Raw genomic sequence first — 13,349 nt, forward strand, 5'->3', positions numbered from 1 at the left:
TTTTAGGGGATATCGGCTTGGAGTGTGATAAGGCAGGTAAAAGCAGAAGTTAATAATAAAAAAGTCTAAAGTTATTCGATGTGACGTCGAATGCCAACGTTACGATTGCAATAAGGTCATGGCTAAATTCGGGGTTTGCTTCGCTTGTGCCAGAATAGTCGTGCTGACTTGCTGCAATATCTGCTGCTTAATCATTTGTGTCGTTTCTTTAGCGTAATCGGTATCACGGATCCGACCTCGCGACGCTGACAAATTCTCTTCCATATTGGCTAAGTTATTAATGGTATGGCCGAGTCGATTTTGGTTGGCACCCAATTCTGAGCGATGGCTATCAACAAACTTCATTGCCTTATCAATAACAGAGACTGACAACTGAGCGCCTCCTACCGAATCAATTGACAGGTCATCAACGGTCACCAAACCTTGTGTCTCCATCTGTAATTCGCCCGCTAATGCCCCTGAAAACGCCACTTCGTTAGTCACTTGTTGTGAATCAGCAAACAGCTGCAATTGCCCATGTTCGTTTACAGATGCCGATAACGCGCTTGTTTGGCCATTGATGTATGTCGCCACCTGCTCTATGTCATCGCCAATCTTCGCTTCAATCGTTTCTGTCATGCTGCGGCCTGCCGAATCCTGATAGCTAAAGCTAAGCTGTTGCTGCCCTGGCATAACACGCCAACTCTTTGCTGCTCCGTTCAATGACTGGTAAGCCGCTCCGCCCATTTGCAGTTGATCGGTTCGCATACTCTTAAGTTCAACCTGCAATGCCTCCCCAGAGCCCGCACCAATTTGAAAAGAAGTACTACCAAACTGGCCGTTGAGCAGCTTTCTGCCGCCAAAAGAGGTGGTTTCAGCAATACGGTTTAGCTCATCGTTAAGCGCGGTGAACTCTTCTTGTAGCGCACGTCGATCATCCGGAGAGTTAGCGCCGTTAGATGACTGCAAGGACAAGTCACGCATACGTTGAAGAATTTGTGACGTTTCATTCATTGCCCCTTCCGCGGTTTGCATGATGGAAATACCATCATTGGCATTTCGTTGCGCGACACTTAAACCCGAGATCTGTGCATCTAAACGGTTGGAAATCTGTAGCCCTGCTGCATCATCTTTTGCGCTATTAATACGACTGCCCGACGCCAATCGCTCTAACGACTGATTTAGGGCGTCAGTCGCCTTATGGAGCTGATTCTGCGCCATCATTGCACTAACATTGGTATTAACGGTAATAGACATAACAATCCACAAAACAGACGATTGTCATTTATATCGGCAGGCAAAGGGAAAACTTAAGGGAGGTAAATCGGGCCAGTGGATGAGCAATGCGAGTTTCTTGCTAAAACCGCAAGAAACTCTTTATTGATCGGTTAGACGGTAAGAATGACTATTTAACCGCTAACTCGGCTAGCATACCCTGAGAAGGAGCGAAGAAGTACGCGCCAGTTACCGCTTTAGTAAAACGCAACAATTGGTCGGTTTTCCCGTCTGTTACCCCGTACATACTTTCAAGCATCGCATCAAAATTATGGACAGTATTACAGTAAGCAATAAACAGTAAACCATGCGCGCCACTTACGCTACCATATGGCAAGCTGTGACGAACAATTTTTAAGCCTACACCTTCTTCTTTCAAGTCTACTCGCCCTACGTGAGAAGCAGCAGGGACATCATCAAGTTCAATTGAATCAGGCTTAGTTCGACCAATCACTTTTTCTTGTGCCGCAACGTTAAGTCGGCTCCAAGCCGGAAGGTTATGTTCAAAACGCTGAACCATCACATAACTGCCGCCCGCCAATTCACCCTGATTGATGATCGCGACTTCTGCGCGCTTTTCACCTTTAGGGTTTTCGGTGCCATCTACGAAGTCGGTCATGTCTCGTGAGTCCATGAATCGGAACCCTTGAGTCTCGTCGACAATCGTAACGTCAGCTGAAATATCTAACATCAGTTTACGCAGCACAAAGAAATGCAAATCATGACGCTTAGAATGACAATGAATCAGTACATCAACGTCGGTTGAGGGAGCATGGATCTCACCTTCCCCTAACTCAGGAAACGGCTTCAACTCAGCAGGCATTGACTGAGCAAGCCCTGACCAAAATTGGTGGCTGAATGCTAGCGATAGCGTCAGTGCTGCGTCAGGTTGAGATTGATTGAGATCGTCCACCAGCTTTGGTAAAGCTTGTAATGCAGCGAGCACTTGTTGCGGATTTTGATTCACTTTCAATTGCGTATACAGCGCGAAAGGTTCCGCATCTGGGATAATGGCACTTTGTGGTAATGACATAAAAAGTCCTCTATTTTTGCTCAGTGTATTTTTAACTAGTGAGTAGAGTTATGATTGTGATCAGTAACCGAACGGATATCGTTTGGAGTTGCCAAACAATCTACCACAGTACGGCTGTTGACTAAATAAATGGCGAACCAAAGCAGTAGCACTAAGGTCACCGCATTGGTCCAACTGAATCCCCAATGCTGTAAATTGACTAAATACGTGGTGTGTATCAACTGACCTGCTACCACGATCAAAGAAATGGGTTTTAAGTAGTTCACCAATCCGTTTATATACGTCGATTCGGGCTTCCTTAAGCTAATCAACCACATCGCAATGGCAATCGGCAACCCCATTGCTAACCCTATATACAACATCTTTTGATCAGGATAGACGTATTCTAAAATCGTGACTCCCTCATTACGGCTAGCGCCAGCAACGACGAATACCACCCATGCTCGGACAAGAAAAAACCACCCAAGCCATAACCAAATAGGGGCTTTTAAGAAACCATGTTTGTCGTATTGCTCAAATGCATAGCGCATGTGTCTATCTCTCTTTGTCTCATATCACATAATATTGAGTTCCACGTATGACTATTCAAGCTCATGCGCGACATTGTGATAAAATAAACAAAACGTATTTGCGAGTCGCTTGGTATTTATAAACAATGAAAAATCAACAACCCATCCCATCAGCTGAAACTCAGCAGGAGGCAATGAAAATTGCAAAATCCACACAAAAACCTGGTCAAACCAAAGAACAAACACGTCTAGTTGCACAAGGTATTGAAAAAGGTATCGCTCTTTACAAGAAACAACAAAAAGAGAAAAAACGCCAAGCGGATAAAGCACAGAAGAAACAACGAAGAGAGAAACTAAAACCCGCAACATCCGATAACACAATGCAGGGTGACGCGACTTCTCATCAAGCAACACAACCCCCTTCGATGCTACCTTGGGGGCTATTAACGATTAGCTGGATAGGCTTTGCTGCGTATGTTTTCTACCTACAACAATAAAATATCGGCGGCATTACTCTGCCTTATCATTCTATCCGGGTGCTCGTCACCTGCGCATAAGGTCACGCAACAATCGGCATCCGTGGTACTGAGATTAGACCAAAACCTAGATACTTCACATTGCCAGTGGAAAGGCGAAGTGACCGGTTCAGAAGGTCATTGGTACAACTTTCTCTTTTTACTCAACAGTACCATGGCAAGAGGCGCAATGAATGACATTAAAAACAATGCAGCCGAACTAGGTGCCAACACGGTCTACCTATTGTCGCCAGTCGACTTCCAAACTTCTGTTACGCTGTTTGGGAGCGCTTACCATTGCCAAAAATAAAGCCAAGGTCTAGACCTTGGCTTTATTTTTTATTCGCTCGCACGTTTTTAATATTTCATTCGCGTTCAATGATTACCGCTGCAGCTATACACCTAAGGTTGATTCTATATCAACTTTACGCTGTACGACCCATTGGCTATCAAACGGTCCCCAGTCAGACAACTGGTAATATCCATCATTGTGTCTGCGCCCATCTTGAACAAACATAAGTTCAATACCGATACCGGGCAGCGCCTTAATTACATCTTGTATGGTGCGACGAGGCCACCCCGTTCTTTCAATCAGTTTTGGCACATTCGGTCTGTCTAGGCTCTCAACGAGCAGGGCAAGATAGAGACGACGTGCAAATACAGGACTCAGTTCCATTGACACCTCCTAATTATGTGCTTCACCAATATATTGAATTTCACCACAATCGTGTTGCGCTTGATCAATTTCTCGATAATCGGTTTTGTTTCAATTACCTTGATTTTGTAACGACTCTTTAGAGCTTCGCAGCAAATTACGTCAATTCTTGATCAAAGTGGCATAAAAACCGAGTGGCAAAAACCCGACAAAGACCGACAGGCTTTGTCTCTCACAACACTTCTTGATAGGATGCAAAGAACAACACCCATAACAAGAACCCTCATATCTAAAGAGGGATCATCAGCGCTCAAAGGACACCACTATGTCGACAACAATGTTTGGGATTCCAAACTGTGACACCATCAAAAAAGCCAAAAAATGGCTTGAAGCTAATAGTATTGAATGCCAATTTCATGACTATCGTAAGCAAGGCATTACTCCTGAATTGGTTGAACAGTTTTGTCAGCAACTCGGCTGGGAACTCGTACTCAACAAGCGTGGAACCACGTACCGTCAATTATCACCTGAACAAAAAGAACAATTGAATGAAAGTAATGTTGTCGCTCTGCTTGTTGAGCATCCAGCCATGATTAAACGCCCAATCCTCAAAGTTGAGGATCAGCTTCACGTTGGCTTTAAAGCAGAACAGTACCAACAAATTTTCAATCTATAACCACATCGGAATCTGTGACGAGTTCCGATAACACCGTTTAAAAAATAAGAGACAAGGATCCTCAAGGATGACAGACAGCCCCGTTTTGGCACTAGCAAAAGACTTAATTAGCCGCCAATCAGTAACACCCGAAGATGCCGATTGCCAAAAGGTAATGATAGAGCGCCTTAAAGCGCTGGGATTCGAAATTGAAATTATGGTATTTGAAGATACCACTAACTTCTGGGCTCGCCGTGGAACCGCCACGCCACTCTTTGCGTTTGCCGGTCACACCGATGTTGTGCCCGCAGGGTCTCTCGATCTTTGGCACACCCCTCCATTTGAGCCAACCGTCATTGACGGTCACTTACATGGCCGCGGTGCGGCAGACATGAAAGGCTCACTGGCTTGCATGATCGTTGCCGTTGAACGCTTCATCAAAAACAACCCTGATCACTCTGGCTCCATCGCGTTCTTGATCACTTCTGATGAAGAAGGCCCTTTTATCAACGGCACCACCCGAGTGGTCGACACCTTAATGGCGCGCAATGAACTCATCGATATGTGTATCGTGGGTGAACCTTCCAGCACCGAACATGTCGGAGACGTGGTTAAAAATGGTCGCAGAGGCTCCATTACTGGCGATCTATGCGTCAAAGGTATCCAAGGTCACGTTGCGTACCCTCAATTGGCGCGTAACCCAATCCATCAATCCCTCACCGCATTAGCCGAGCTAGCGGCAACCAAATGGGATGAAGGCAACCAGTACTTTCCACCAACGAGCTTTCAAATTCCAAACCTGCATGCCGGCACAGGGGCAAGTAACGTCATTCCTGGCGAGTTTAATGTTCAATTCAACTTCCGCTTTAGTACCGAATTAACCGATGAAGACATTAAGAAACGTGTCCATTCCACACTCGACTTACATGGCCTAGAGTATGATTTGCAATGGACTCTCAGCGGTCACCCTTTCCTAACGGATACCGGTGATTTGCTCACAGCCGTCGTCGATGCGGTCGCCACTGTTAATGAGCAAAAGCCAGAGCTTCTTACCACTGGTGGAACCTCTGATGGTCGCTTTATTGCCAAGATGGGCACGCAAGTCGTTGAGCTTGGTCCTGTGAACGCGACCATTCATAAAGTAAACGAGTGTGTTAACGTGAGCGATCTTGAAAAGCTTACTGATATGTATGAGCACACTCTGATCAACTTACTCGGTCAATAGACATGATAAATAAGTCGCTTGTAGGACTCGATGACAGCAAACTGATCGATTTGAAGGTCGCTCAACGCTTATTTCAAGTCCACCCACATGTTCATAAGGACATGTCACAGTTGATACAAGCGGCATCCTCCGCTGGCTTTGACCTGTTCATTGCCAGTGGCTATCGCAATTTCCAACGACAGCTGGTCATTTGGAACAATAAAATGAATGGCACACGGCCGATACTTGACGACCACGGGTTGCCACTTATCACGGAGCAACTGACAGAAAAAGAAAAGGTATTTGCAATTTTAAAATGGAGCGCGCTCCCCGGGGCCAGTCGCCATCACTGGGGGACCGATTTCGACGTCTACGCGGGCAATCTACTTCCAGAACAAACCACACTGCAATTGGAGCCTTGGGAGTATTTAGATGGGCATCAACACGCTTTCTACCAATGGCTGAAAGACAACCTTTCAACGCATGGTTTCTTTTTCCCCTACCAAGATAGCCTTATCGGTGGTGTCGCTTTTGAACCTTGGCACATCAGCCATCGCCAAGCTTCGCAAGACAACATGAGCAAACTAACACTTGAGCAGCTAAGTGCGCTCATCGAGCAATCTGAAATTTTGGGACGAGATACCATACTTTCTGAGCTCAATACCATCTACAATCAATACATCACTAACATCAGCCTTTGAGAACGAATTATGATTGAGTGGCTATTTAACCCTTGGGTGATCATCATCGTGGTTTTAGCGGTCGTATTTGGCAACATTGCCGCTTTAAAATACACCGCTAACATGAAGTTCGATAACCAAAAGAATGCTGCAAAGAAAAGAAAATATGAGCTCGATAGACTGAACGAGCTCGACAAAGAAAAATACGGAAAGCATGATAAAAAGTAAAAAGGACCATAACGGTCCTTTTTTACTTATTGGCTCTCTTTACCCTGTTTTATCACCGTCGAGATTAACGGCTCCAACGAGCGTAATAAGCTCTCGTTGACAGGTTTACCATCTTTGTCCGTAACATTGATTGACGTACGGTTACCAAGATCACCAAACAGGAAGGTGTATTCCCCTGGCTCTAAGTCGATAGGCTTCAAACCGACATCATTCCAAAACTCATCATCTGGTGAGGCGTACTTAGCCTTAGCTGTCCCCTGAGACTGGTTACGTGAATCAATAGTAAAGCCCATTCTAGGCAATAGCTCTGGGACTTCTTGCCACATTACGTTATATGGGGTACGTGCAATAATGACAGGCAAGCCGCTACGGTCTGTTCCCATACTGATTGGGATTGATTTTACCAGTTGCTGAGCTTTAAGTGCCGCTTCTTCTCTTAAATCACGATCATAACGTGCTGTGACCAAATTGGTCATCAAGGTGTTATAACGCTCTTCATTAGTGCGGGTTACTGGTTTAACTGTGTTCGCTTCTCGCCAGTCGATCAACACCATTTTAAAACCAAAGCGACGGTTAGCTTCAAAGCGGGTGATTTCGTAACGGCTACCAATTTCAACATCTTCATCTTCAGAAACCCAAGTTACCCAATCCGTTTCAATTCGGTCATCAGTTTCTTCCAGCGCTTTGACTTTGATCTCGGTAAGCATTTTTTGGACAGTCGCCCATACTTTGTCCATTTCGTCTTGCTTGAGTAGCCATAACGTCACTTCTGAACCTTGACGCTCAACTCGGGCACCAGGGATCAATTCCAGTACTTGTTGTGGCGGTCGAATGTCAACTTCGCGCCCGATTCCACCCTTAAAGTCACCCTCAGGGATTTCATAGTTAGGGTAAAACTGCGGAGTAGCGTCTTCAGCTAATTGCCAACTGCGAAGCTCTGGCGCTTCTAAATAGTTGAAATCATCTTTGGCTTCACGACGAGTGTTAGGATCACTGGAGCAAGCGGCTAATACAATAACAGCTAACGAGGAGACCGCTAGCTGACGAGAAAATTTCATTGAGACTCCCTTAAAAGAGGAGCATAGCGCTCCTCTTACATAATCTATTTTAGTAGATACAAGCTTCCGACATTGCCTGAGCAACGATCGGTTTAGCTTGTTCTGACAATTCAGTCAGCGGCAAACGTAGACCACCTTCTTCAATCAAACCCATTTTGTGAGCTGCCCACTTCACTGGGATTGGGCTTGATTCAACAAACAAGTTTTTATGCAGCGTCATCAGTCGCGCGTTGATTTCATGCGCTTCTTCAAATCGACCCTCTAAAGCAAGGTCCATCATCTTCGCCATATCCGCTGCTGCGATATTATTGGTCACAGAGATAACACCTTTACCACCTTGTTGGATGAAATCCAACCCGGTTGAGTCATCTCCACTTAGTAAGATAAAATCTTCGCCACAAAGTTCACGATGTTTTTGAATTCGTGATAAATCACCCGTCGCATCTTTTAATGCAACAATACCTGGAATCTTAGACAGGCGCGCCACCGTTTCAGGCAATAGATCCACACCCGTACGTCCAGGGACGTTGTATAAAATTTGTGGGATGTCACTCTCTTCAGCAATCGCTTTATAATGCTGATATAAACCTTCTTGAGTTGGCTTGTTATAATATGGAGTCACACTCAAACAGCCTGCAATACCCACGTTATTTAGCAATCGGCTAAAAGTAATGGCTTCATGTGTAGCATTCGCTCCGGTACCAGCAATAATTGGTACTCGTCCAGCGGCAAATTCAACCGTCTTAGCGACAACCTTGACATGTTCTTCTACAGTTAATGTTGCAGACTCACCCGTCGTTCCAACCGCAACAATGCCGTCAGTACCCGCGTCAACGTGGAAATCCACTAGCTTCTTCAAGCTAACAAAATCCACCTCACCATCTGGAGTGAATGGGGTTATTAATGCAACAATACTTCCTGAAAACATGGCTATCTCCCTAAATTGATACTTCTTGCATGGTACTGTAATGATATTGATAAACACAAGAGATTAAAAACAGTTCCCATAAAGAAGTGAATGATTAATTACAGATTTCAGATATGAGGCACGTATAAGATGCGCTTTTGGTGAATCTCGGTGTCAACCAATCGTTAAATTTAACCAGAATATCTTAGTTTCCTTCTCTATACCGAGGTAATCTCAGGGGACTAAAACCTAATATAGCGAATGTACATAGGTCACGTTGGCAAAGATAGCTTCCTTTAACGACATTTAAGACGACATTAGAAAACGGTTTCGACAAAAAATATCCGTGGTTTTCGTTACAGCAACCACAAGAGCTTTAATTTGAGTTGTGCTACCATATCAACAAACATGGAATAGAAGTCTCGCTATGAATCAATACTTAGTCATTACCGCCGTTGGTACCGATCGCCCAGGGATTTGCAATGAATTGGTACACCTTGTCACCCAGTCAGGATGTAATATCGTCGATAGCCGCATTGCTATGTTTGGCAATGAGTTTACCCTGATTATGCTGATCTCCGGCAACAGCAGTCACATTACTCGCGTTGAAACGACGCTACCGCTACTTGGCCAAGAGCATGATCTCATCACCATGATGAAGCGCACCTCTAAGCATGATCTTCTCACTAACCAATATACCGTCGAAGTCTTTGTTGAATCAGAGGACCGTGTCGGTCTAACCGAAAAATTTACGCAGTTTTTTGCAGACCGAGATATTGGCCTTGCCTCATTAAGCGCGCAAACCATTATTAAAGAGCGAGCTGGAACAGATATTGACCAGTTCCAGATCGCACTTAGCGCCAATGTCGAAGAAAACTGCAACCTAATGCAGCTACAAGAAGAGTTTGATGCGCTGTGCCAAAGCTTGTCAGTACGTGGATCTCTTAACTTCATTAGTAGCAATAAGTTATAAGTCAATTACCTATAAAAATAATCACTTCAAAGGAATCAACATGAATACGCTGACGGCTGGCTCACCAGCACCAAACTTTAGCCTTCTCGACCAAGACGGCAATACAGTCTCGTTGGGCGACTTTAAAGGTAAAAAAATTCTCTTTTATTTTTACCCAAAAGCAATGACGCCTGGCTGTACAGTGCAAGCGCAAGGTTTGCGTGATATTCAATCTCAGCTGGCTGAGCATAATGTCGTCGTATTGGGCGCCAGTATCGATCCAGTAAAGCGTTTAGGTAAGTTTATAGAGCGTGATAACCTTAATTTCACCTTATTATCTGACGAAGAGCACATTGCGGCAGACCAGTTTGGCGTCTGGGGTGAGAAAAAGTTCATGGGTAAAGTCTACGATGGACTGCACCGCATTAGCTTCCTTATTGATGAAAATGGCGTGATTGAGCATGTATTTAACAAGTTCAAAACCAAAACTCACCATGAAGTTGTTTTGGATTACCTAAAAGACAACGCCTAGTTAAACCTCACTCTAAACACAAAAACGCCTCGCAATAGCGAGGCGTTTTTGTGTTTAGATAAACCATCATATCCCTAAGTGACCTGGCATGACGGTTTTAAAAATCTTAGGTTGCCGCTCTGGGATCTTCATGACTTGGCAGTGCATTCCAAACCGCTTTTACCAAAGTTGCCAGTGGTATTGCGAAGAATACGCCCCAGAACCCCCACAAACCACCAAAGACTAAAACGGCAACGATAATCGCCACTGGGTGTAAATTAACCGCTTCCGAGAACAGCACTGGAACTAAAACGTTACCGTCTAAGGCTTGAATGATGCCATAAGCAAGCAACAACCAGTAAAACGGTGGCGTGAGCCCCCACTGGAATAGCCCAACAATGGCGACAGGTACGGTGACCGCTGCGGCGCCAATGTACGGAATCAACACAGAGAACCCGACCAGCACAGCCAACAACACCGAATAACGTAAGTCTAAAATTGCAAAAGTGATGTAACTAACACTACCAACAATCAGTATTTCTAGTACCTTACCGCGGATATAGTTTGAAATTTGCTGATTCATTTCAACCCAAACTTCATTCGCTAAGCGGCGATTACGCGGTAGCACACCACTCGCCATTCCCACCATTTCTTCTTTATCTTTCAATAAGAAGAAAACCAATAGCGGAACCAGTATCAAATATACGGCTAATGCTGCGAGACTCACTAATGAGGCAAGCGATCCTTTCACCACATTTTCACCCAACATCAAGACCTTATTCTTAAGGTTGGTCATCACCGACTCGACTAAGTGAATTTCAGCAAGATCGGGGTAGCGCTTAGGGATCTCGACAACAAATTTCTGCATCCCTGCATACATGTTAGGCACGTCGTTAATTAGGTTACCCACTTGGTTCCAAATCGTTGGCACCAACCCAAAAATAGCCAGCAACATTAAGCTAATGAATAATAAAATGACCCCGACTACCGATACGGTTCTTGGGAGCCCTATTCTACAGAGCTGACTCACTGGCCACTCCAGTAAATAGGCCAGAACGATAGCGACAAGTAGAGGTGCGATCAAATAACCAAAAAAGTAGATGGTAATAAAGCCAAATAGCAATATAAGAACGAGGCTCACTGCCTCTGGATCGGAAAAGCGTCGTTTGTACCAACGACGAATCATATCTAGCATCTACTAATCTTCCTGTTTACTGACCGTAAGTGTAGTGACGTTCCCTGCTCTAAGGCAATGTACGTCGGCATTTTGGACTTTAAGATAGTTGAGTATATCTTTTATCGAGCTCTCATCGGTTAATTGAACCTGTAAATACTCCCCACCCCCTAAAGGTTTATAGCAACGCTTCACTCGTAAAAGTGACATCGGGCAGCGCTCTTGCGTAAGATCTAGGGTTTGCATCGACAGTAATTTCTTAATAATTTGAGCTAGGTCTCTCTATAGTAACATCTTAAACATTCGGCGCTATTGTACATTGCTTTTCATTTCTGTCTCAGAGTGCATATGTTACAAGCCATAGATTTTAATAATGGTCATTTATCTTCTTTAACAGTGTACCTAATACGCCATGGCTGGCAGGCTTTCGGCGTTAAGTGCTTCCTTATCCGTAAGCCATATGCAAAAATGTCAGCGATATGGAGAAAGGTAGGAAACCAAGCTCAACATTAATGGTCAAAACTACCAAATCACAGGAGTTACTTGAATCAGTATGTTAAAACGCGCTCGTTCTTTAGTTTGCCTATGTGTAGCGACAGCTCTAGGTGTGCCGCAAGTCACGTATGCAGAGGCGGATCTGCCTGAAATTGGTACGGCTGCAGGCGCCACATTAACCATAGATCAAGAAATCATCTATGGTGACGCCTATATGCGAATGCTGAGAGCAAGCTCGCCAATCGTCAACGATCCCGTTATGAATGAGTATGTTGACTCTATTGGTCATCGGTTGGTATCCAGTGCCAATGATGTGAAAACACCGTTCACCTTTTTTATGATTCGTGACCGCAACATTAACGCCTTCGCCTTTTTTGGTGGTCATGTCGCCTTACATACTGGCTTATTTCTTCACGCCCACACGGAAAGCGAACTTGCCTCTGTTATGGCGCACGAAATTGCCCACGTCACTCAACGACACCTCGCGCGTAGAATGGAAGACGAAGCACGACGCTCACCCGCTACGGTCGCAGCGCTCGTAGGGTCATTACTACTGGCGATTGCCTCTCCTCAAGCTGGTATGGCGGCGCTAACAGCAACGACCGCAGGATCAATGCAAGCGTCCATTAACTACACGCGAAGTAATGAAAAAGAAGCAGACCGTTTTGGCATCGCGACGTTGGCTCGGGCTAAATTTGATGTGAATGACATGCCTCGTTTCTTTGGCCGACTTGCTGATGACTATCGCTATGCCAGCAAACCGCCACCCATGCTACTGACTCACCCATTACCCGAAGATCGTATTACCGATACTCGAGCACGTGCGCAAAACTATCCACCATTGCGTGTATTGCCTTCTATTGATTATCACCTAGCAAGAGCAAGGGTTGTAGCCCGCTACGCCAACATAAAACAAAGTGCTGCATTAGATTGGTTCGAGCGCACAGCAAAGAAAGCTGACCCTGCCATTAAAGACTCTTTTGAGTACGGTAAAGCACTCGTTTATTTAGATAATAATCAGCTCGATAAGTCCGAAGCGATTTTAACAAAACTGCTTAAATCAAGACCAAACGATAACTTCTATCTTGATGCCGCTTCCGATCTTTATATTGCACAAGGTAAGCCTGAGAAGTCGGTGCAGCTGATGCAAAAAGCCTTAAAGACCAAACCCAATAACCCGGTTATTACTCTCAACTATGCCAATGCATTACTAGAAAGTGACCAATTAGACCAAACCGTTCAAGTATTACAGCGCTATACCCATGATCACCCCGATGATACCAATGGTTGGCACTTACTCTCTGAAGCTCATATTAAATTGAGTAATAGTGATGGTGATTTGGCGGCGCGTGGCGAAATTATGGCACTCAATGCGCAATGGGATAAGGCGATACAGCTCTACTCACAGGCTAGCCAAATTGCCGAGTTAGGAAGTTTAAAACAAGCCCGCTATGACGCTCGAATAGACCAGTTACTGGTTCAACGAGACCGTTTTATGGCACTACAATAAAAAGGAATC

17 protein-coding genes are annotated in these 13,349 nt (G+C 44.8%); 9 read left to right on the plus strand and 8 right to left on the minus strand.

What is annotated here, in order from left to right; translation table 11 throughout:
* Nucleotides 1-99: 99 nt before the first annotated feature.
* The 3 genes from L4D74_RS13600 to L4D74_RS13610 all read right to left on the minus strand — a co-directional run bounded on the left by L4D74_RS13600 (nucleotide 100) and on the right by L4D74_RS13610 (nucleotide 2,817).
* Nucleotides 100-1,236, minus strand: coding sequence for a flagellin (locus L4D74_RS13600; protein ID WP_428752600.1), 1,137 nt, complete (start codon nucleotides 1,234-1,236; stop codon nucleotides 100-102).
* 148 nt (nucleotides 1,237-1,384) lie between these two features.
* A complete protein-coding gene (locus L4D74_RS13605; RefSeq protein ID WP_428752602.1) occupies nucleotides 1,385-2,287 on the minus strand; it encodes a Dyp-type peroxidase in 903 nt (300 codons plus the stop codon).
* Between the two features lie 35 nt (nucleotides 2,288-2,322).
* On the minus strand, nucleotides 2,323-2,817 hold the full coding sequence (locus tag L4D74_RS13610; protein WP_428752603.1) for a DUF2919 domain-containing protein: 495 nt from the start codon (nucleotides 2,815-2,817) through the stop codon (nucleotides 2,323-2,325).
* A gap of 125 nt (nucleotides 2,818-2,942) precedes the next feature.
* Between L4D74_RS13610 and L4D74_RS13615 the strand changes: the two genes are divergently transcribed.
* Both L4D74_RS13615 and L4D74_RS13620 read left to right on the plus strand, forming a co-directional pair.
* A complete protein-coding gene (locus L4D74_RS13615) occupies nucleotides 2,943-3,293 on the plus strand; it encodes a DUF2956 domain-containing protein (protein ID WP_428752605.1) in 351 nt (116 codons plus the stop codon).
* Nucleotides 3,271-3,621 carry a DUF4156 domain-containing protein gene (locus L4D74_RS13620; protein ID WP_428752606.1) on the plus strand — a complete coding sequence of 117 codons (351 nt, stop codon included), beginning with the start codon at nucleotides 3,271-3,273 and terminating at the stop codon, nucleotides 3,619-3,621. The genes L4D74_RS13615 and L4D74_RS13620 overlap by 23 nt, the downstream gene beginning before the upstream one ends.
* Before the next feature lie 84 nt (nucleotides 3,622-3,705).
* Here L4D74_RS13620 and L4D74_RS13625 read toward each other — a convergent pair whose 3' ends face one another.
* Entirely contained in the window at nucleotides 3,706-3,987 is a 282-nt protein-coding gene (locus L4D74_RS13625) for a winged helix-turn-helix domain-containing protein (protein ID WP_102471240.1), read from the minus strand.
* Nucleotides 3,988-4,291: 304 nt separating this feature from the next.
* On the opposite strand from L4D74_RS13625, the gene L4D74_RS13630 reads away from it, so the two are divergent.
* The 4 genes from L4D74_RS13630 (at nucleotide 4,292) to L4D74_RS13645 (ending at nucleotide 6,733) form a co-directional block, all read left to right on the plus strand.
* The gene (locus L4D74_RS13630; RefSeq protein ID WP_428752608.1) at nucleotides 4,292-4,642 is read left to right on the plus strand and encodes an ArsC family reductase; all 351 of its coding nucleotides are present in this window, start codon (nucleotides 4,292-4,294) and stop codon (nucleotides 4,640-4,642) included.
* 67 nt (nucleotides 4,643-4,709) lie between these two features.
* The gene (gene dapE / locus L4D74_RS13635; protein ID WP_428752609.1) at nucleotides 4,710-5,846 is read left to right on the plus strand and encodes a succinyl-diaminopimelate desuccinylase; all 1,137 of its coding nucleotides are present in this window, start codon (nucleotides 4,710-4,712) and stop codon (nucleotides 5,844-5,846) included.
* Between the two features lie 2 nt (nucleotides 5,847-5,848).
* Nucleotides 5,849-6,526 carry a M15 family metallopeptidase gene (locus L4D74_RS13640; protein ID WP_428752610.1) on the plus strand — a complete coding sequence of 226 codons (678 nt, stop codon included), beginning with the start codon at nucleotides 5,849-5,851 and terminating at the stop codon, nucleotides 6,524-6,526.
* A gap of 9 nt (nucleotides 6,527-6,535) precedes the next feature.
* Nucleotides 6,536-6,733 carry a DUF2897 family protein gene (locus L4D74_RS13645; RefSeq protein ID WP_265674555.1) on the plus strand — a complete coding sequence of 66 codons (198 nt, stop codon included), beginning with the start codon at nucleotides 6,536-6,538 and terminating at the stop codon, nucleotides 6,731-6,733.
* A 26-nt stretch (nucleotides 6,734-6,759) separates the two neighbouring features.
* Here L4D74_RS13645 and bamC read toward each other — a convergent pair whose 3' ends face one another.
* Both bamC and dapA read right to left on the minus strand, forming a co-directional pair.
* Entirely contained in the window at nucleotides 6,760-7,791 is a 1,032-nt protein-coding gene (gene bamC, locus L4D74_RS13650; protein WP_428752612.1) for an outer membrane protein assembly factor BamC, read from the minus strand.
* A 49-nt stretch (nucleotides 7,792-7,840) separates the two neighbouring features.
* Complete coding sequence (dapA, locus tag L4D74_RS13655; RefSeq protein ID WP_428752614.1) at nucleotides 7,841-8,719, minus strand: 4-hydroxy-tetrahydrodipicolinate synthase; 879 nt, start codon at nucleotides 8,717-8,719, stop codon at nucleotides 7,841-7,843.
* Between the two features lie 406 nt (nucleotides 8,720-9,125).
* On the opposite strand from dapA, the gene L4D74_RS13660 reads away from it, so the two are divergent.
* Together L4D74_RS13660 and bcp are read left to right on the plus strand one after the other, a co-directional pair.
* Complete coding sequence (locus L4D74_RS13660) at nucleotides 9,126-9,671, plus strand: glycine cleavage system transcriptional repressor (RefSeq protein ID WP_265674552.1); 546 nt, start codon at nucleotides 9,126-9,128, stop codon at nucleotides 9,669-9,671.
* Nucleotides 9,672-9,711: 40 nt separating this feature from the next.
* Entirely contained in the window at nucleotides 9,712-10,182 is a 471-nt protein-coding gene (gene bcp / locus L4D74_RS13665) for a thioredoxin-dependent thiol peroxidase (protein ID WP_428752616.1), read from the plus strand.
* A gap of 106 nt (nucleotides 10,183-10,288) precedes the next feature.
* Here bcp and L4D74_RS13670 read toward each other — a convergent pair whose 3' ends face one another.
* Nucleotides 10,289-11,356 carry an AI-2E family transporter gene (locus L4D74_RS13670; RefSeq protein WP_428752617.1) on the minus strand — a complete coding sequence of 356 codons (1,068 nt, stop codon included), beginning with the start codon at nucleotides 11,354-11,356 and terminating at the stop codon, nucleotides 10,289-10,291.
* Between the two features lie 3 nt (nucleotides 11,357-11,359).
* Nucleotides 11,360-11,581: a sulfurtransferase TusA family protein gene (locus tag L4D74_RS13675; protein ID WP_428752619.1), complete on the minus strand. Its 222-nt coding sequence runs from the start codon at nucleotides 11,579-11,581 to the stop codon at nucleotides 11,360-11,362.
* Between the two features lie 307 nt (nucleotides 11,582-11,888).
* On the opposite strand from L4D74_RS13675, the gene bepA reads away from it, so the two are divergent.
* Nucleotides 11,889-13,340, plus strand: coding sequence for a beta-barrel assembly-enhancing protease (gene bepA, locus L4D74_RS13680; RefSeq protein ID WP_428752621.1), 1,452 nt, complete (start codon nucleotides 11,889-11,891; stop codon nucleotides 13,338-13,340).
* Nucleotides 13,341-13,349: the final 9 nt, after the last annotated feature.

Origin of the sequence: Vibrio cionasavignyae (assembly GCF_050337155.1) — a bacterium.
GTDB classification, from domain to species: domain Bacteria; phylum Pseudomonadota; class Gammaproteobacteria; order Enterobacterales; family Vibrionaceae; genus Vibrio; species Vibrio nomapromontoriensis.